This window comes from Haloarcula vallismortis ATCC 29715 (genome assembly GCF_000337775.1).
GTDB lineage: Archaea > Halobacteriota > Halobacteria > Halobacteriales > Haloarculaceae > Haloarcula > Haloarcula vallismortis.
In genome coordinates, this window is sequence record NZ_AOLQ01000004.1 from 146,291 (window position 1) to 166,781 (window position 20,491).

At 64.1% G+C, this 20,491-nt stretch carries 12 protein-coding genes; 7 read left to right on the forward strand and 5 right to left on the reverse strand.

The features are described from left to right. Positions 1 to 50: 50 nt before the first annotated feature. On the reverse strand, positions 51 to 1,520 hold the full coding sequence (locus C437_RS01040) for an aldehyde dehydrogenase family protein (protein ID WP_004515027.1): 1,470 nt from the start codon (positions 1,518 to 1,520) through the stop codon (positions 51 to 53). 82 nt (positions 1,521 to 1,602) lie between these two features. Between C437_RS01040 and C437_RS01045 the strand changes: the two genes are divergently transcribed. Next, on the forward strand, positions 1,603 to 2,766 hold the full coding sequence (locus C437_RS01045) for an acyl-CoA dehydrogenase family protein (RefSeq protein WP_004515028.1): 1,164 nt from the start codon (positions 1,603 to 1,605) through the stop codon (positions 2,764 to 2,766). A gap of 60 nt (positions 2,767 to 2,826) precedes the next feature. On the opposite strand, the gene C437_RS01050 is transcribed toward C437_RS01045, so the two are convergent. Then, a complete protein-coding gene (locus C437_RS01050; protein ID WP_004515029.1) occupies positions 2,827 to 3,597 on the reverse strand; it encodes an IclR family transcriptional regulator in 771 nt (256 codons plus the stop codon). A 150-nt stretch (positions 3,598 to 3,747) separates the two neighbouring features. Here C437_RS01050 and C437_RS01055 point away from each other — a divergent pair, with 150 nt between their 5' ends. Then, positions 3,748 to 4,878, forward strand: coding sequence for a serine hydrolase domain-containing protein (locus C437_RS01055; protein ID WP_004515030.1), 1,131 nt, complete (start codon positions 3,748 to 3,750; stop codon positions 4,876 to 4,878). 123 nt (positions 4,879 to 5,001) lie between these two features. After that, on the forward strand, positions 5,002 to 6,300 hold the full coding sequence (locus tag C437_RS01060) for a nickel pincer cofactor-dependent isomerase, group 22 (RefSeq protein WP_004515031.1): 1,299 nt from the start codon (positions 5,002 to 5,004) through the stop codon (positions 6,298 to 6,300). Between the two features lie 437 nt (positions 6,301 to 6,737). On the opposite strand, the gene C437_RS01065 is transcribed toward C437_RS01060, so the two are convergent. Continuing rightward, a complete protein-coding gene (locus tag C437_RS01065) occupies positions 6,738 to 9,788 on the reverse strand; it encodes an FAD-binding and (Fe-S)-binding domain-containing protein (protein ID WP_004515032.1) in 3,051 nt (1,016 codons plus the stop codon). Positions 9,789 to 9,890: 102 nt separating this feature from the next. Here C437_RS01065 and C437_RS01070 point away from each other — a divergent pair, with 102 nt between their 5' ends. Continuing rightward, positions 9,891 to 10,271, forward strand: coding sequence for a VOC family protein (locus C437_RS01070; RefSeq protein ID WP_004515033.1), 381 nt, complete (start codon positions 9,891 to 9,893; stop codon positions 10,269 to 10,271). Positions 10,272 to 10,371: 100 nt separating this feature from the next. On the opposite strand, the gene aceB is transcribed toward C437_RS01070, so the two are convergent. Beyond that, the gene (aceB, locus tag C437_RS01075) at positions 10,372 to 11,679 is read right to left on the reverse strand and encodes a malate synthase AceB (RefSeq protein ID WP_004515034.1); all 1,308 of its coding nucleotides are present in this window, start codon (positions 11,677 to 11,679) and stop codon (positions 10,372 to 10,374) included. A 412-nt stretch (positions 11,680 to 12,091) separates the two neighbouring features. Here aceB and C437_RS01080 point away from each other — a divergent pair, with 412 nt between their 5' ends. After that, positions 12,092 to 12,856, forward strand: a complete 765-nt coding sequence (locus C437_RS01080) for an IclR family transcriptional regulator (protein ID WP_004515035.1) — start codon at positions 12,092 to 12,094, stop codon at positions 12,854 to 12,856. A gap of 497 nt (positions 12,857 to 13,353) precedes the next feature. Here C437_RS01080 and C437_RS01085 read toward each other — a convergent pair whose 3' ends face one another. Continuing rightward, the gene (locus C437_RS01085) at positions 13,354 to 13,680 is read right to left on the reverse strand and encodes a hypothetical protein (protein WP_004515036.1); all 327 of its coding nucleotides are present in this window, start codon (positions 13,678 to 13,680) and stop codon (positions 13,354 to 13,356) included. A gap of 97 nt (positions 13,681 to 13,777) precedes the next feature. On the opposite strand from C437_RS01085, the gene malA reads away from it, so the two are divergent. After that, positions 13,778 to 15,781 (forward strand): alpha-amylase MalA, encoded by a 2,004-nt coding sequence (malA, locus tag C437_RS01090; RefSeq protein WP_004515037.1) that lies wholly within the window; start codon positions 13,778 to 13,780, stop codon positions 15,779 to 15,781. Positions 15,782 to 15,906: 125 nt separating this feature from the next. Continuing rightward, positions 15,907 to 20,442: a glycoside hydrolase family 15 protein gene (locus C437_RS01095; RefSeq protein ID WP_004515038.1), complete on the forward strand. Its 4,536-nt coding sequence runs from the start codon at positions 15,907 to 15,909 to the stop codon at positions 20,440 to 20,442. Positions 20,443 to 20,491 lie beyond the last annotated feature (49 nt).

The window sequence follows — 20,491 nt, forward strand, 5'->3', positions numbered from 1 at the left end:
CTACAGAGCCGTTATCCTGAGCCACCTGCTGTGGCCCTATAGTTGACAGCTCAGAGCAGCTGGTAGTCGCGCTCTTCGTGCTGGACGGATATCCACTTGGTCTCGGTCAGTTCGTCCATGATCCACTCGCCGTTGTACCGGCCGAGGCCGGAGTTTTTCATCCCGCCGAACGGGGCGTTGGGTTCGTCCTGAATCGGGTGGTCGTTGACATGGACCATCCCGGCGTCGATCTGGTCGGCGATGGTCCGGCCGTGTTCGATATCACCGCTGTACACGCCCGCGGCGAGACCGTACTCGGTGTCGTTGGCGAGTTCGACGGCTTCCTCGTCGGACTCGAACGGGATGACCGGAGCGACGGGGCCGAAGTGTTCGTTGCACGCCGCGGACATATCGTTGGTACACTCCGAGAGGACGGTCGGTTCGAGGAACAGGTCCTCGGCCTCGCCGCCCGTTTCCAGCGTCGCGCCGGCGTCGACGGTCTGCTCGATGAACGAGGTGAGTTGCTCGACCTGACTCTCGTTGATGATCGGGCCGAACTCCACATCATCGTCAAGCGGGTTCCCGATGGTCAGCGACTCCGCGTGTTCGACGAGCGTCTCGACGTACTTGTCGTAGACGTCCTCGTGGACGAGATGGCGATTAATCGAGATGCACACCTGTCCCTGATGGCCGAACGCGCCGACGGAGCCGGCCTTTGCGGCCGCTTCGATATCGGCGTCCTCGGTGACGACGAACGGTCCGTTCCCGCCGAGTTCAAGCGCCGGCAGGGCGAGTGCGTTTCCGGCCTGACTGGCCACGGACCTGCCGACTGCCGTCGACCCGGTGAACGACATCACGCGAGCGATTGGGTGGCCGGCCATCCGGTCGCCGATGTCGGAGCCGTGGCCCGTGACGACGTTGACGACGCCGTCCGGGAGGCCAGCCTCCTCGGCGATGTCGGCCAGCAGGAGCCCGCCGGTAATCGGCGTGTCCGTCGCGGGCTTGATGACGACAGTGTTGCCGAGCGCGAGCGCGGGCCCGAGCGCTCGCGTCGTGAGGTGCAGCGGGAAGTTCCACGGCGAGATAATCCCGACGACGCCGGCGGGCTCGCGGACGATGTGATGGTCCTTGTCTTCGTGATACATCGAGTCACGGACTTCCTCTTCCGGCGGAACCATCTCCAGTGCGCTCTGGAAGTCCGCCATCGCGAAGTTGGCCTCGGCAGTTGCCTTGGCCTGTACGCTGCCGGACTCCGTTGCAAGCAGTTCGACGATTTCGTCGAGTCGGTCCTGCATTACCGCAATCATCGACTGGACGTACTCGTTGCGCTCTTCGCGCGGTAGCGCCGCCCAGTCAGACTGGGCCGCTTCGGCGGCCTGATAGGCATCGTTGACATCCCCCTCCGTCCCAGCGGGGACCGCTGCGATTTCCTCGCCTGTCGCAGGGTTCGTCACTGGGATTGTAGCAGGCGTTCCGGCGTCGCGCCACTCACCGTCGATGTACAGTCGGCTCCACGCCGTCTGGCTATCTAGTTGCGACATTCTATGCTAGCGACAGCGCCACGGACTTTTATCCCTTTGGCACCGGGCAAACGCTTAATTGAACCCCGGCCACAGATCCTGTATGATCGATTACCTCGGTCTCGAAAGCGACCTCGGCGAGGAAGAGCGGATGGTCCGGGACACAGCCCGGGACTTCGTCGAGAACGAAGTCAAGCCCGATGTCGGACAGCACTGGATCGATGGGACGTTCCCGACAGACCTCATCACCGAGATGGGCGAACTCGGGTTCTACGCGCCGAACCTCGACGGGTACGGACTGCCGGGGCTCAGTGAGACAGCCTACGGCCTCCTGTTGCAGGAACTGGAGGCCGGTGACAGCGGCCTGCGCTCGATGGCCAGCGTACAGGGCGCACTCGTCATGTACCCGATTCACGCCTACGGTAGCGACGCCCAGAAAGAGGAGTGGCTGCCGGCGCTGGGCAGCGGCGAGCGGGTTGGCTGTTTCGGCCTGACCGAGCCCGAACACGGGTCGAACCCGTCGGCGATGGAGACGACGGCCGAGCGCGACGCCGACGGCTACGTCCTGAACGGCTCGAAAACGTGGATCACAAACGCGCCCATCAGCGACCTCGCGGTGGTCTGGGCGAAAGTCACGTCCGCCGATGGCGACCCGGTTCGAGGCTTCCTGGTCGAGACTGACCGCGACGGCGTGACGACGAACAAGATAGACGAGAAGCTCTCGCTGCGCGCGTCGATCACGGGCGAGATCAGCGTGCAGAACGCCCGCGTCCCCGAAGAGAACGTCCTGCCGGGCGTCGAGGGGATGAAGGGGCCGCTGTCCTGTCTCACGCAGGCCCGCTACGGCATCGCCTGGGGGACGGTCGGGGCCGCCATGGACTGTTTCGAGACCGCCCACGAGTACGCCACTGACCGCGAGCAGTTCGGGAAGCCCATCGCCGGATACCAGCTCCAGCAGGAGAAACTCGCGGAGATGGCGACCCAGATATCGCTGGGCCAGTTGCTCGCCCACCGGCTTGCTGACCTGAAGGAACGCGGGGACCTCCGCCCGGAGCAGGTCTCGATGGCCAAGCGCAACAACGCGCGGATGGCCCGCGAGCAGTCACGAGTGGCCCGCGAGATGCTCGGCGGCAACGGCATTACGGCCGATTACTCCCCGATGCGGCACCTGACAAACCTCGAAACCGTCTATACCTACGAGGGCACGCACGACATCCACTCGCTCATCATCGGGCACGACCTGACCGGTATCCCGGCCTTCGAGTAGGACGGCCGTTCGACGTAGCCCGATATACGGAACGACCTCGCCGACGCACAACTGCGCTTCTCAATCGTACGTGAGGTCGATTTTCAGCTCGCTGGCTTTCCGTTCCAGCAGATCGGGGTACGTCGATTCGATGTCGTCCCGGCTCACCCGGCCGTTCGGCCCGAAGACGCTCAACGCGCCGATGAGGTCGTCCTCGTGGTTGTACACCGGCACGCCCGCCGCGCGCAGGCCGTCCATGTGTTCGGACATATTGGTCGCATACCCCTGCTCGCGGACCTGTTCCAGTTCTTCGAACAGCACGTTCCGGTCGGTAATCGTGCTCGCCGTCAGCTCTTCGAGGGCCGTGGCTTCGACGAACGCCTCGATGCGTTCGTCAGACCACTCCGCGAGGATGGCTTTCCCCGAAGCGAGCGCGTGCAGCGGCCGGCGTTTGCCGATCATCGTGTCGCTTTGCAGTGGATTCCGGCCGCCGGCCCGATGGAGATACACGCCTTCGAAGCCCTCCTCGACCAGAAACAGCGCCCGCTCGTCGGTCTCTATCGCCAGTTCGATGACTTTCTGCTTGGCGACGAGATAGCCCGGCCGCCGTATCCGCGGCGGTTCGCTGAGTTGCAAAAACCGGAGTGAAAGCCGGTACTCCCCATTCTCCTCGACGAGATAGTCCATGTCGTGCAGCGTCTTGAGGTGCCGATACACCGTGCTCTTTGCCAGATCCATCTCCGCCCGGATGTCCGCGATTGTCGCGCCGCCCGCGTCCCGAACCAGCGCCAGAATCTCGAACGACGTCCGGGTCGTCGACACTTCGGACGTTCCGTTCTCGTTTTCGAGCATACGGAGTTGTGACCGCTTAGTGACATCAGCGTTTCGCATAATCGACCATGATGGTCCGGCAGCTCGAATGCAAGCAGTAGCTATCTGCTGGTCGGTCCCACCGCCGAACCGAACCTAACTTGTAGTATGCGACCGGATTCAACACAGACCATGCCACAGCTTAGCGCAGGCGATGTCGAACAGCTCCGGGCCCAGTTTGAGCGACAACTCGATGTCGGGCTGCACCACGGCGCACAGCTGGCGGTGTACGTCGACGGCCATCTGGTCGTCGATTTCGCCGGCGGCTCCACGGGTCCCGACGGCGACGAAACGACGCCCGAGACGCGCCACGTGCTATTTTCCTGTACGAAGCCGTTCGCCGGCGTCGGCCTGCACCAGCTCGTCGAGCAGGGCGAACTCGACTATGACGACCGGGTTATCGAACACTGGCCGGAGTTTGCCGACGACGGCACACAGAAAGCATCGATCACAGTCCGGCAGGTCCTCAGCCACACTGCCGGAATTCCGTTCGGTGAGTTCGACGAACAGTACGAACGCTGGGGCGACTGGGACGCCGTCGTCGCGGCGATGGAAGACATCGACCCCGTGTTCGAGCCCGGAACGACACCGGCGTATCACGCCATCAACTACGGCTGGCTGGTCGGTGAACTCATCCGACGGTGTAGCGGCCAGCCGGTCGAGGAGTACGTCTCGGAGAACGTGTTCGAGCCGCTCGGGATGGACGATACCGGTATCGGTCTGCGGGACGACGAACCAGACACCGTGGCGACCCTGGCCGGCTACGAGGCGTTCGAGCGGTGTCACGATATCGACGAGGGACTCGATGATCCTGCTGGGTCCGCTGCGGCGTTCAATCAGGAAGCGATGCGCCGGACGGTGATTCCCGCGGCCAACGGTATCGGCACTGCCCGGGATATGGCCCGGTTCTACGCCTGTCTCGCAAACGGCGGGTCGCTGGACGGGACAGAACTACTGACCGAAGCGACCGTAGACGAAGCGACCACGACCCACGCCGAAACCGAGTCCGACGGCACGCTGTCGCGCCCGGCCCGCTACGGCCTCGGCGTCTGGACCGGCGGCCTGGCCGCTGATATGTTCGGGGCCGCCAGCAAAGAGCGAATGTTCGGCCACGCCGGCCTCGGGAGTTCGTTCGGCTGGGCCGACCCCGAGCTGAACGTCGGGTTCGCGCTCGTCACGAACGGTATCCGCGACGAGTCCTTCGAACACGCCGCTCGCGTCGGCCAGCTTTCCGACGCCGTCCGGCTGCTGTTACAGGACTGACGGCGTCGCCTTGCGGCGCATCGTCGCAGGCGTTTCCGCCCCTCTGGAACGAGATTCAGGCACCCAGCCGCGGTAGCGCCGTGTGGCCCCGGTTTTTGTATGGCTCGGCTCTAACGCTCCGATATGAACTTCCCCAACCGAGGCGACGTGGACCACCTCATTGACCCACAGCCGCTGCCGGAGTTCGCTCGTGTCCAGTACGAGCCGGAGACGGCCGCCGTCGACGACCCGTCGGCCGCGGTGCGTTCCGAAGTCGACCGATTCGACTTCGATGGGCTGGAGCCGGGTGCGAGCGTCGCCGTCGCCGTCGGTAGCCGCGGCATCCACGGTATCGACGACATCGCCGAGGCCGTCGTTGAGGGTGTTCGCGAGCGGGGCTTCGAGCCCGTCGTCGTCCCGGCGATGGGGAGCCACGGCGGGGCGACACCGGCGGGCCAGCGCGAGGTGCTGGAGAGTCTGGGCATCACCGAATCGCGCCTCGGTGTCCCCATCGACGCCCGGATGGACACCGACCAGATCGACACCGTCACTGTCGGTAGTACCGAATTTCCGGTCCACGTCTCGACGGCGGCACAGGAGTCGGATGCCGTTGTCGTCGTGAACCGAGTGAAACCCCACACGAATTACAGCGGTCGCATCGAGAGCGGTCTGACGAAGATGACTGTGGTCGGGCTGGGCAAGCAACACGGCGCGAAGGCGTTCCACTCAACAGCCATCAAAGAGGGGTACGTCGAGACACTCGAAACCGCGCTACCGGCCGTCGAAGCGGCGCTACCGCTCGTCGGTGGCGTAGCGCTTGTCGAGAACTTCCACGAGGAGACGGCCCACGTCGAAGCGATTCCCGCGGGCTCGTTCACCGACCGCGAGCCAGCGTTGCTAGAGCAGGCCTACGACGAGATGGCGACGCTTCCGGTCGACGACATCGACCTGCTGGTCGTCGACGAACTCGGGAAGGACGTTTCCGGCGCGGGAATGGACACGAACGTCATCGGCCGCTACCGCGTCCTCAACGCGCCAGACCCCGATGAGCCGTCGATTAAGCTGCTGTACGCCCGTGGACTCACCAAGGCGACGAAGGGCAACGGCAACGGAATCGGACTGGCCGACATCACCCGCCGTGCCGCTGTCGACCAGCTGGACCTGCAGAAGACGTACGCGAACGCACTCACCAGCGGGTCGACAGCGAAGGCAAAGCTCCCACTCGTCGCGCCGGACGACGAGTTCGCCATCCAGACGGCGCTGTCTGCGCTTGGCGGCTACGACCCCGACACCGCCCGCATCGTCTGGATACAGACCACACAGGACCTCTCGACGCTCCACGTTTCCGAGCCGCTTATCGAGGACCTGCCGCCCGCCGCCGACGTCACCGGCCGCGAGTCGCTTGCGTTCACTGACGGCACCGCGTCGTTTACCCGGGACTAACTCCTGGGTTGCGACGGTTCCGCCGTGCCTCTGGAACAATTTCTAACAACTGTACATTCGTTTCTCTGGCCACAGAGTGTCAGTAAGCTGATTGTATCAGAACAGGGGACGGTCCGAGCCGACGCAGGAACTAGATGCGAGCAGAACCACGAGCAGTAATTTCCAGTTAGGGGAAATCGATTCCTCACTGCGAAAGTATATACATATGCGCCGAATATATAGCTATAAACGGGCAAGATACAACCATATTAACCAAGTATCGATAGAAAATCTCAGTTATAATATACTCTAGTCAAATATAGGGGCAAAAATCGACAAAATTGGAATCTATCGTGTCAGGACCAACTCAATTATCGTCAGACACATGAGTGGCTGGGACATCCCAGACACTGTCCAGCGGGACTCTCTCTAGAGGGTGCGAACGGTTGCCGACCCTGTCACACTGACCGTCCGACCGTCGTCGTGTCCGGTAGTCGCTCGGCGACGACTTCGATAGGATGTGGCGGAATCTCGTCGACGCCGTCGCGGTCGCCCAGCTGCGAGCGGCAGGACCCACCCGGGGCAACGACGCGGTCACCGTCGCTCTCGTCGACCTTGTCGAACAGCAGCCGCCCGATAGTCTTCGAGAGGTCGTAGTGCTCGTCGTGGTAGCCGAAGCTCCCGGCCATACCACAGCACGTCGAGTCCAGCGGGTCGACCTCGTAGCCGACGCGGCGCATGACGCCGACAGCGTGGTGGTCTTTGTTGGTCCCTTTCTGGTTGCAGTGGCCGTGGTAGCTGACTGACCCGGCGACCCCGAGTGACCGGTCATCGACCGGTAGCGCGTCATCGAGCCGGAAGGTGTCGAGGTATTCCAGCACGCCGTAGGCGCTGTCAGCCACCCGCGAGACCTCGGGACTGTCGAGGAGGTCACGGTACTCGTCCTGGAACATCACGGCGTCGGAGGGTTCGACGAACACGATGTCCCACCCCTCCGCGACGCGGTCCGAGAGCAGGGTCACGTTCGTCTCGGCCCGTTCGCGGGCCAGGTCCAGCATGCCGGTGGAGTACGCCGCCCGCCCGGACGGCGCGGTGTCGTCTGGAATCCACACGTGGATACCCGCGGCTTCGAGTGTCTCGATGGCGGCCTTGCCGGCCGCCGGGTACGAGTAGTTCGTATACGTGTCGGGGAACAGCAGGACTTTGCGGTTGGCCTCGGCCCGCGAGACGGCCGAGCCGCCGCGGTCGTCAAACCAGTCCCGCAGCGTTTCCCGGCGGAAGATGGGGAGTTCGCGCTCCGGCGCGATGCCGAACAGTTTCTGCATGACGACACGCGCGCCCGGGACCGCTGTCGCCCAGTTCGAGACTGGGGCCAGCGCCGACCCAATCTTCGAGGCCGTATCGATGTTGGCGAACAGGCGCTCCCGGAGGCTGGCTCTCTCCGCCTCGTGGTGCTGATGTTTCAGTTCGGTCTTGAGCTTCGCCATGTCGACGCCGGTCGGGCAGTCGCTCTTGCAGCCCTTGCAGCCGACACAGAGGTCGAGCACTTCCTCCTGGAAGCGGTCGGAGTGAATCTCCTCTTCGTCGAGGTCGCCGCTGATGGCCGATCGGAGCAGGTTCGCACGGCCCCGCGTCGTCTGGACTTCTTCTTCCGAAGCGCGATAGGTCGGACACATAACGTCCCCGTCCGTCTGTCGACAGGTCCCACAGCCGTTACATAATTCGACGAGCTCCGAGAAGCCGCCCTCATCCTCGAAGTCGAGGGTCGTCTGTGGCTCCAGAGACTGGTAGTCGGGACCGTACCGGAGGTTCTCGCGCATGTCCGCGCCGACGCCGCGGTCGGCATCGGGGCCGATATCCTCCGCGCCCTCGCGGTAGACGACGTTGCCCGGGTGCATCCACCACTGTGGGTCGAAGGCAGTCTTTACTTCCTTGAACGCGTCCCAGAGCGTCTCGCCGTACATCTTGGGAGTGAACTCCGTCCGGGCCATCCCGTCGCCGTGCTCGCCGGAGAACGACCCGTTGTGTTCGAGCACGAGGTCGGTCACGTCGTCCGTGATCGAGTGCATATCCTCGATGCCCGACATCTCTTTCAGATTGAGAATCGGACGGATATGCAGCGTCCCGGAACCGGCGTGAGCGAAGTACGCGGCGGACGTGTCGTGGTCGGCCAGCACTTCTTCAAACTTCTCGACATATTCGGCGAGTTCTGCCGGCGGGACCGTCGCGTCCTCGATGAACGGGTACGGCTTGGGGTCGCCGTCCATGGACATCAGGAGCGGGATGGCCGCCTTCCGGAGCTTCCAGAGGTCGTCCTGGTCGGCCTGTGTATAGGCCTCGACCACGTCGAAGGCTTCCCCCTCGTCGACGAACCGCTCGTTGGTGCGAGCGATGGCCGCCTCGAAGTCGTCGTGCAGTTCCGAGTCGTATTCCAGCATCAGCGCGGCCGCTGCGCGGTCGGGAATCGGGTCGACGTACTCGGCGTAGCCGTCGGAGCCGGCCGCAAGCCTGAACACCTCGTCGTCCATCAGCTCGACCGCGCTGACGCCGTAATCAAGCGCCACCGGGACCGCTTTCATCGCGTCCGTGAGGTTATCGAAGCAGTACAGCGCCAGCGCGGTCTCTTCGGGGACGGTCACGAGCGAAAGCTCAGCTTCCACGATAACCCCGAGGGTTCCCTCACTCCCAACGAACAGCTTCGCGAGGTTCAGCACCCGCTCGCCGTCGCCGTTCTCGTAGATGACGCGGTCGAGGTTGTAGCCCGACACTCGGCGCTTGAGGTCCGGGTAGCGTGTCTCGATTTCCTCGGCGTTCTCCTCGACGATTTGGCGGACCGTCCGGTAGATATCGGCCTCGCGGTCGTCCTTGTCCACGATGTCGTCCCACTCCGGCGAGTCGATGACGACCTCGCGGGCGTGGATGAGTGAGCCGTCAGAGAGAACAGCCGTCACCGCGTCGGTGTACGCGTCGGTGATACCGTACCTGACGGAGTGCGCGCCGGTGGAGTTATTCCCGATGCCGCCGCCGACCGAGGCACGGTTCGACGACGCCGGGTCAGGGGCGAATTTCAGGCCGTACTCGGCCAGCGCGTCGTCAAGGTCGTCCTGCACCACGCCGGGCTGGATGTGCGCCGTCTGCTCGTCCGGCCGAATATCGAGTATGTCGTCCATGTGCCGGGACATATCCAGCACGACACAGCCCGGCCCGACAGTCTGTCCAGCGAGCGACGACCCGGTTCCACGGGGCAGTATCGGAACGCCGTGGCCCGTCGCCACTTCGACGGCCGCTCGCACGTCGTCGATATCGGTCGGATACACGACGCCTGCCGGTTCGGCGCGGTAGATACTCCCGTCTGTCGCGTACAGAATCCGGGCGTATTCGTCGAACTCAACCCCACCCGAGACCTGCGAACGGAGCGCTTCCGCCAGATCTCGATACGCGTCGACATCCGGTCGATTCAGGTCCAGTTCCTGTGCTGACCAGGTGTCCTCGACGTTTTCAATCGCCATACCAGCATTCAGGAGTAATAATCATTAAAGTCTGTGGCATGCGGTCACAATTCGCTCTGGGTCGCCCGCCAGCTATTTGCCGGAGGGAACTGGAAGCGATGTATGGGCAACGCAAGCATACTCCACATGTGCCTGAACGTGGCCGACGCCACAGAATCGATCGCGTTCTACGAGCAGTTCGGCTTCGAGGAGTCCTGGCAGTTCACCACGCCGGACGGTGAAACGACAAACTACTACGTGGCCGACGACAGCGGCATCGAACTGCAACTCTCGGAGACAGAGGGGGAGACGAGCTTCGAGATGGGGACCGGCTGGGACCACCTCGCACTCGGTGTAGACGACGTTGACGCAACGGTCGACCGCATTGACCACCACGGCGTCGTCAAGGAGCCAGGCCCCCAGCCGGAGGCCGGCGCGTACACGGCCTTTGTCGCGGACCCTGACGGCCATCACGTCGAACTCATCGAACCGCTCGAAGACTGACCAGTTCGAGGGCTGAGGGGTCACAGACCGAAGCGTTCGAAAACAGAAGCGCTCGAAAACCGAATGCGCCCACGGCGTTTCGAATGGCGAAACGCGGTAGCTAGTTTCCGACAGCCGTGGCGCGTTCGACGATGTCAGCGCCGTACATCTCCTCCAGTTCCTCGTGCTGGTCCGGCCGGTGCTCGTAGACGTCCTGGAACAGCGTGATGGGCGTCTGGGCGGCCTGATAGGTGGCTTCGTCCCACATCCGGTCCTTGCTGACCTCGACTTCGACGCCGTCGATGACCAGCGTCGCAGCCTGTGTCATTGCGATGGCACCCTTGCCGGCTTCCTTTGCGGCCTCGAACTCCTCCATCGAGTCGACGATGTCGTTCATGCTGGGGATGTACGCGGTGCGGTCGAGCAGTTCCTCGGTGAGTTCGTCCTCGTCGAGTTCCAGTCGCTCGCCGCCCGCCTGCAGGACGTAGCCGCCGTCACCGTCCGCTTCCAGCGAGAGGTCGTCGCCGTCGTACACCTGTGTGCCGTCCTGTGCTTCGAGTTCGACCTCCTGACCGCCGACGTCAAGCAGCCAGCTCCCGGTCTTCGGTGGGAGCGGGGCCGTGTTCGCCTCCACGACCTGGCCCGGCGTCAGCGACCAGATGCCGGTCATCCCCTTCGCGCGGTTGTCCTTCATCCGCTCGCGGTAGCCCTCGACGTCGCGGATGTCGTCGTAGGGGCCGTCGACGGCGATGAGGCCCGCGGCGCTGGCCCCGCGGGAGGTGTTGTGCCGCAGTTCGGGCCACGGCGGAAGCTCGCCGGTGGGCGTCATCGCGCGCATGTCCTTCGTGTAGTCGACCTCGCCGTCGACGAGCAGGAACATGCGTTCGAGGTTGTTCGAGGGTTTGCCCATCTCGTCTCGCAGATCGCCCATCGCCAGTTCGGCCTCGCCGCTCTCGACGATGACCGACATGGAGAGGCTCCCTTCCGCAAGTCCGTGCTCATTCTCGATGATGGTGAAGAACTCGTCGGCCTTCTTCCAGTCGTCGATGTCGCCGACTTCCGGGATGACGAAGCCGTCGATGTGTTCGACCGCGCCGTTCTCGGGGTCGGTGATCTCCAGCATCTGCTGGAATCCCTGATAGCGGGTCGCCGGAGACTCGCGGTGCCAGACGACGCGTGGGTGGATCTCTCCGGGGAACTCGGCGCCCTGGTTGGCGACGACATCGATGATGTTCTCGACGCCCTCCTCACGCATGTTCGGTGCCGTCGCGTCCTCGTTGTCCGGGACCCAGACGTCCGGGGCCTGCAGGCCGCGGAGCTGGCCGGCGCTTCGCAGCATCTTCGCGGAATCCTCCTCCCCGTCGACGGCTGTCGGCGAGGTAAAGAACGTTCTGACGAACTCGCGGTCGTAGTGTCGCGTCACACTCATAACTCGTCTCAAAAAACCAAACGAACTGTGTTAAATCTACCGTCCACCGTCGACCGGAACATCAAGCAGAGCAGTCCTTCCACCGTCTCCCGGCATATTCGAAATAACGAAATACATCGGAATGAAATCATTTGAGGCCTGTCTACCCAGATGAGACAACAGCCGGCGGCGTATACTGATCTGTCGGTATCTCGTGGCCGTTCGGTCGTCACGTTACAGAATTCCGATGGCTTCGGTTGCTGGTCTCGCGCTATCGAACCCGATTTTCCGTTTCGTATTTTCGAATGCCCATGTCGGTGGACACACGAAGTGACAGCCATCTCGCCGAACGTGTCGTCCCGGAAGCCAGCGAAGAGCGGTTGTCACAGCCGATACGGCAATTTTATTCGAGCGGCACCAGTACTGGTGTCTAATGACACGGGCAAAAACGGACTCGGTCCGGGCGACGCAGACCTCGCTGTCTGTACTCTCGGGTATCAAAGACCTCGGTGGGGGTGCCACGCTGGTTGAGCTCGCCGACTCGCTGGAGCCGGCCAAGAGCACGATATACAAACATCTGGTGACGCTGGAAGACGAGGGGCTGGTCGTGGAACGGGACGGCGAGTACCGGATCGGGCTTCGGTGGCTGGAGTTCGGCGGCATGGCACAGCGCTACGACGGCATCTACGAGGTCGCAAAGCCAGAGGTCAGGCAGATGGCCGTCGAGACCGGCGAACTGGCGAACCTGATGATCGAGGAGCAGGGCTACGGCAGCTACATCCATACGTCCAGTGGCGACCAGGCGGTCGCTCTCGATACGCGACTCGGGAAGCGCATCCACCTGCACAAGACCGCTATCGGCAAGGCGCTCCTATCGAGTTTCGATGACGACCGGGTCGCGGAAATCATCGAGACCCGCGGGCTGCCAGCCGAGACGGACAACACCATCACAGACCGCGAGACGCTGTTCGCGGAGCTAGAGACGATCCGAGAACGCGGTGTTGCCGACGATACCGAGGAACGGGTCGACGGGACCGGCTGTGTCGGGGTTCCCATCGATACCGGCGACCGCCGCGAGGCCGCCATCAGCATCACCGCACCGATCAACCGACTCCAGTCGCCGGGCCGCAAGGCGCAGCTCATCGACACGGTACAACAGGCCGCCAACGTCATTGAGGTCAATCTGGCCCACGAGTAACTGCCCTGGTTGTGTTATCAGCAGTCCAGTCTCTCGCTATCGGCGACGGTCGCCTGATATCGGGCCCACTCTAATACCAGTACAGTTGTTATTCCACAGCCGAGTGCCGCACTCGTGGTGACTGAGCCGAACCGGGTCAGGGAGATTCACGGGACACTCGATACCTCCGTGTGCCCCCACTGCTGGGTTGATATACTCGCTTGTGGTCTTCTATTCTCTAGTTTATAAAGACATTTTCGAAATATGGTCATAAAGCCGGAATAAAGATATGTGAAATCGAATTATGGCGATATTAGCGTATATTTGGTTGTATATGGGCACTATAAACTCCCGTATGGGGTTAGATAATCAAATTGAGAACAATATCTGCCAGATATACGTCTATATTGGTCCGCCGATGGCACCTGTGGTTATCTGGAGTCCCAGAAACAGTGTCAAAAGACCACCAGCTGGGTGTCGACAAGGCTGTTCCTTCAAAGAGCGAACGCACACCGGCCTCACAGACTTATCACGAGGAGAGCGAAGTACGTCACGAGTCCCCAGCACGCCGTCGCGACGACGACCGGCCCCACGAAAGCGGCGAGACCGCCAGCACACGCCAGGAGCGCGACTGCCGAACCGGTCCGCACACCGCGGCGCTCCCACAGCGACGCCACGGGCGTATCGAGTACGAACAGCGCTTCGACACCCAGTGCACTGGCGACGCCGACAGCGACGGCGGATTCGGTCCAGAGCGTACTGAGTGCGCCGGCCCGGCGCAGATACGCGACGAGTACCAGTCCACAGAGCAGCGCAAACCCGGCATCGCGTCGGTAGCTGGGCACAGAGACGGTACACGCCGTAGCCAGAAAGCGATGCCGCTGGTGGCGGGACGCTCGCGGCTACCCCAAGTACAAAGACACTGTCAATCGCAGTGAACCTATGCACCATCCTGGACCGCCGCGATTCGTGGCGACGGGTGACGAGGTCGAACTCGCGCCCCGCGACCCGGACCCGACGGCGACATACAGTTGGCACATCGCGCGTGCACCAGTACAGTCTACTGCCACGCTCGGTGACGACCCGGTCGAACAGTTCGTCCCCGATACGCCGGGCAGATACACTATCCGGCTTAATGCGCCGGACGGCAAGCACGACCTCACCGTCCGCGCGTTCCCGGGGCAACTCGAATCGAGCGGCGCACACACCTCTGGCCGTTCCGGTCGCTCAGGCGGCCAAAGCGGTGGCGTCTCCGGCGGGCAACGCGGCTCCGGCCGTAGCGGCAGCGGCGAGTACACCCAGACAGGGGACGACAGTGACGGCGACGGTGGCGGCGGCCGGCCCCGCCTGACGTTGCGGCCGGAGATCAAGGGCGACGAGGCCGTAGTTCGGGCGGACTGCAGTCCCCACCCCGAAGGAACCGAGATAGCCGCCGACCTCGCCGTCGAGTTCCTGCTGGACGACCGCGACGACATCGACACCGACGCGGTGACCCGGGACGGGACGGACCTCCGGATTCCGCTGGATGCGCTCCCGGAGCGCGCTCGCATCCATGCCGTTGCAGTCGGGGACCACGGCTACAGCGTACCTGACGCCGTCGAGTTCACGCGCGATGGGGGCGGCGTCGAGACAGTGACGAGCGGCGGGGGCGTCGCCGCTGAACGGCCCTACGATGCGCCGGCCTGGGCCGAGGACTCGGTCATCTACGAGATATACGTCCGCACGTTCGCCGGCGAGAGCGATGACTCGCCGTTCGATGCCATCGTCGACCGTCTCGATTATCTCGACTCGCTCGGCGTCGACGTCATCTGGCTCACGCCGGTGTTACAGAACGACCACGCACCGCACGGCTACAACATCACTGATTTCTTCGAGATTGCGTCGGACCTCGGCACCCGCGCGGACTACGAGCGGTTCATCGAGGCGGCCCACGACCGCGGGTTCAAGGTGCTGTTCGACCTCGTCTGCAACCACTCGGCGCGGACCCACCCCTACTTCGAGGCCGCCCGCGACGACCCGGACAGCGAGTACCGCGACTGGTACGAGTGGCGAAGCGATACCGAGCCCGAAACCTACTTCGAATGGGAGCACATCGCGAACTTCAACTTCGATCACCTCCCGGTCCGCCGGCACCTGCTCGATGCGGTCGCGCAGTGGGCCGAACTGGTCGACGGGTTCCGCTGTGATATGGCCTGGGCCGTCCCGAACAGCTTCTGGCGCGAGATTCACGACTACTGCAAGGACCGCGACAACGAGTTCCTCCTACTAGACGAGACCATCCCGTACATTCCCGACTTCCAGGCCGGGCTGTTCGATATGCACTTCGACTCGACGACCTACGCCGCGCTCCGGCAGGTCGGTGGCGGTGCCGACGCCGAGGCCGTCCTCGGTGCCATCGAGGGCCGGGCGGAGATTGGCTTCCCGGACCACGCCTCGTTCATGCTGTACGCGGAGAACCACGACGAGACGCGCTACATCGTCGACTACGGTCGGGACGCCGCCGAGGCCGCCGCGGGCGCGCTGTTCACGCTCCCGGGCGCGCCGCTGCTGTATGCCGGCCAGGAGTTCGGCCAGCGCGGCCGGCGCGATGACCTCGCGTGGGACCACGCCGACGAGACGCTCCAGTCGTTCGTCAGCGACCTCTCGGCGGTCAGACACGACCAGCCGGCGCTGTCGGCGGATGCAGACCTCGTCCGAATCCCGTACGAAGTCCGGGACGGACCGTCCGACCGCGTCGTCGCGTACGCACGGGCAACTGCAGACGATGCGGCTGTCGTGGTACTCAACTTCAGCAACGAGGCGACGACGGTTGCGCTACCGGCCGGGACCGACGACACCGACCTCGTTTCCGGGGAGCCCCGCGGCGGTGCTGGTGACGGGAACGCGACCGTTACAGTCGAGAGTGTGGGCGTGTTCTCGGCTTCTGAGAGCGATCTGCGCCAGTAATACGCGCGGACGGGTCCGTTCAACAGTAGCGGCTCTGTCCGCCCGGGGACGCAGTCGTGGCCTCGAAGTATCACTAATTTGTCCGAACCACAGGAGTTTATAGAGATTGGTCTGCTTTGATGTGTATGCGGCTTTCGACAGCGCTCAACGAATACAAGCGAACTCGTCACGAGCGCTTTCCAGAGGAGTGCAGGACTGTTTCAGGCTCTTTCTCGGGGCACGGTGATCGGCTCGTACACGTCGGCGAAGACGGGACACTGCAGGACTACTCCGATTCGCTCTCCGGGCTCTCCGGTATCGACCGCTCCCGGCTCGGGGTGATGCTTGGAGACGAGACACGGTGGTTCAGTGACTTAGAGACCATCAGACAGCACTACTACCGTGAGACGCGGCTCGTCGAGACTGAATACGACGCGGGGTCGTTCACGGTCCACCAGTACGATCTGACGCTGGGCCGGGCACACGTCACACATGTCGCAATGCGTGGGGCCGTGCCACAGGACGCCAAGCTCGTGGCGTTCGTCACGCTGGCTCCCGATGGCAGCGACAGCGGCGTCGGCTCGCTGATTCACGAGGACGCCGGACCCGATAACTCGCGCGTGCTCGAAGTGTACCACCGTCGAGAGCACGATTACCTCGCCTCGTCGACCGGGTTAGACGCCGTCGCCGGACAGCGACCGGAACGCCTCGGCGAAATACTCGAAGACAGCCCGATAGAGTTCCCGCGGTCGGAGCCGGTCGAGCGACGCGATCAGACGCGGCTCACCGGTGATTTCCTCGTAACTGCGCCGCTTGACCGGGCCGGGCGCAGCAAGGACACGACGCTCGTCAGCCAGCTGTCGAACCACGACGAGGTCGACCGGGAGACAGCGCTGCTGGACCTCGCCGACTGTGTGCGAGAGCACACGACCTCCGACGACCTCCGGGAGGCCGGGCGGGAGCGAACGCGTATCGACGTGGCCGAGTCCATGACACGCTCGGACTCGATACGGATGGACCTGCGGGTGCTCGACCTGCTGTCCTCGCCGACCGGCGGTCGCATCGCTGCCCCGGAGTTCGACCCCTTCTACTCGAACTCCGGCGGCTACGGTTACGTCTGGTTCCGCGACGACGCCTCGGTCTCCCGGCATCTGCTCGAAGCCGGCGACCGCCTCGACATAGACACCGGCGAGATGTTACTTGAGAGTGCGGCGTTCCTCTGTGACAGCCAGCTCTCGGACGGGCGGTGGCCCCACCGCGTCTGGGCCGACACCGGGGATATCGCCCCGGGCTGGGCCAACGCCCGGGTCGAACACAACGCCGAATCGCCGGAGTATCAGGCCGACCAGACCGCAACCGTCACTGCCTTCCTCGCGACGTTGCTGCGAACGCACCGTAGCAAGATGGACGCCGAACTGACGGCGATGGTTCGAGGGACTATCGAGGCGGCCGTCGACACGCTCACCGAAGATATTGCGGCCAACGACCTCCCCGAGCCGTGTCAGAACGTCTGGGAGGACTCTATCGGCCAGTTCACGCATACTACTGCGACGTTCATCGAGGCCTTTGCCGCTGTGGGCCGTGCTCCGATGCCCGAATCGGTCTGTGAGCGGAGTCTGGCGGCGGCCGACCGGTTGCTCGACGGACTCGATACGCTCTGGGACGAAGACCTGAGCGTGTACGTGATCGGGCTGACAAACGGGACGCCGGACCACCGTATCGACGCTGCGGGGCTTCACCTCGCGGACGCGCTGCAGGAATACGACAGCGTCGAGTCGACGACGCTCTCTGACCAGCACCTCACCCGTCTGGCGGACCACGTGAGCACGACGCTGGACACGCTCTTCCGGAACCCGACCGAAAGCCGTGTCGCGGGACTGGCCCGCTACGAGGGCGACCGCTGGCGGACCGGCCACCAGGATAACGAGAAGATATGGACCGTCACGACGGCGATGGGGGCACTCGCCGCCGCCCGTGTCGGCGACATGCTGAACGAGCGCGACGAGAGCGGCGACGCGTACCTCGACCGCGCGAGTGACCTGTACGAACTGCTTGAGGGGGATGGACCGCTCACGACCGACGCCGGCTACCTCGCCGAACAGGCCTTCGACGACGGCGACCTCGACAGTGCGACGCCGCTTGGCTGGTCCCACGCGTTGCGGCTCCACGCGACTGCGCGTCTGGGCGAACTGAACGCGCTCCCGACGACATCGGCCGGAACTGAGGGACCGAGCGAGCGCCCGACCTGGACGACCGGGGAGAAGTACGGCGTCGGCACCGTCGCCGACCACGACGAACCGGACTCCTCGCGCGTCTGGTTCACGCTCACTGAGGGCGCGTTGACGGAGGCCCGCTACCCGCAGGTCGACCTGATGAACCTGCGGACGCTCGACTTTCTGGTCCGGTGTACCGACGAGACGGACTACGCCGTCCGGACCCACCGTGAGAACCGCCGGACTGACGACAGCGTCAGGCGACGCGTCGAACCCGTCGACGACGAGGCGCTCCTCTATCGCCACGTCTTTACCGAGACCGGCGACGGACAGGGCCACGAGTGGACGCTCACCGTCGACTACGCGACCGACCCCGAACACGATGCCATCGTCGCCGACGTGTCCTTCAGCGCCGACGACGGCAAGAGCTACGACGTGTTCTCGGTCGCCGACATCGCGCTCACGAGCACGGTCACCGAGGACCGCGCAATCAGATACGGTCAGCCCGGGAGCTATCACCTTGTCGGCCGGAATCCCCGCGCCTACACCGACCAGACTGACAACGACCTGCTCGTCGACGAGAACGGCGACGCCTACTCTATCGCCGTGGCGATGGCCGCGGTGGGACGCTTCGACTGGGCCACCGTCGGTGCGGCCGGTAGCGACCGTCTCGACGGGCTGTACTCCGACGGGGACCTCCCCGACCCAGTCGAGTCCATCGACGGGACGAACCTCGTCCTCATCGGCCGGCTGGACTCGGGAACCAGAGTTAGCGACACAGTCGCACTTGGCTTCGCGCGACAGGCTGATACCGCTGCCGCGCTGGGCGAAGCCGACGGCGCGCTCGACCGCGGCTACGAGACGGTCCGCGCCGAGTACGCCGACAGCTGGGCCGAGTTCCTCGCGGACAAGCAACTCCCGGCGTCGGTCGCCGACGACAAAGCGCTGGCAAACCAGTACCGAACCGCGCTGATGACGCTCTTGGCTGTGGAGGACAAGACCTACCACGGGGCGTCCATCGCCTCGCCGTCCGTGCCGTGGGGCGAAGCCGTCCACGCCGAGGAGCCCAAGGGCTATGGCTACAACTTCGTGTGGTCACGAGACCTGTATCAGGTGTTCAGCGTGTTCGACGCCATCGGGTCGCTGGACATCGCGACGGACCAGCTGGAGTACATCTACGAGTACCAGCAGGACGACGCCGGCTTCATCCCGCAGAACACCTACGTCAACGGGACGACCCGCTGGGGCGGCGAGCAGATGGACAACATCTCGTTCCCGCAGGTGATGGCCTACCGCCTCGCCGAGAGCGGCGTCGACTTCGAGGACGTCGAGTACAGCTACGAGAACGTCCGTCGGTCGGCAGAGTACGTCGTCCGTCACGGCCCCGAGACCGCTCAGGAGCGCTGGGAGGAGGAAGCCGGCTTCTCGCCGTCCTCGATTGCGGCCGAGATCGCGGGGCTCGCGTGTGCGGCGAAGCTCGCACTCGACACCGGTCACGAGGCCGACGCGCTCGTCTGGCTGGCGCTGGCCGACCAGTGGGCGAACAACGTCGAGGCCTGGACTGCAACTGAGACCGGGACCGAGCGCCACACCAACACGCCCTACTACACGCGGATAACGCTCGACGGCAACGCCGAGATGGGCCACCTCCGGACGCTCGCCAACGACGGCCCGACGCTGGACGAACGGAACATCATCGACGGCGGCTTCCTCGAACTCGTCCGGCTGGGTATCAAGCCCGACGACGACGAAGCCATTCGGAACTCCCTCGTCGAGGTCGACGACACCATCAGCGTCGACACGGAGTATGCGCCCGGGTTCTACCGGTACAACGGCGACGGCTACGGTGAACGTGGCCGGGACGATCAGGGTGCGCCGTGGACGGTCGAACACAAGGGGAAGGGTCGCCTCTGGCCGCTGCTGACCGGCGAGCGCGCCGAGTACGAACTCCACCGCGACGACCCGGATATCCCGCCCGAGAACTGCCTGCGGATGATGCAGGACGTGGCGAACTCGGGGCGGATGATCGCCGAGCAGATCTGGGATCGCGGCCACGCGACCGAGTACGACTGGGAGTTCGCCGAAGGGACCGGCTCGGCGACGCCGCTGGCGTGGTCGATGGCCCAGTACGTCCGGCTTGCCCACGGTATCAGTGCCGGCGAACCGGTCGAGACGCCGGCCTTCGTCGACGACCGCTACCGAGAGCGGCGGGCGCACACCCCTGATCGCAGCCCCGCGCTCCGCGTCGATACGCAGTTCCGCGGGAACGAACTGGTCGTCTCCGGCGAGACCACCGGCGTCTGTGTCGTCGTCAAGACGCCTGCCGACATCAGGTACATCTCTATCGATGACCGTGAATTCGAGGTCGCAGTCGATGTCGACCCCGGTGAGAATCAGGTGATTGTCGCCGCCGCAGACGACGAAGACCTGGTCACCGCCGGGACAACTGTCTGGCAGCTCAACCTGTAGACTCTCTCATAAGTGAGAACCACTTTATAATTCGGCTCTGACTGTAGGG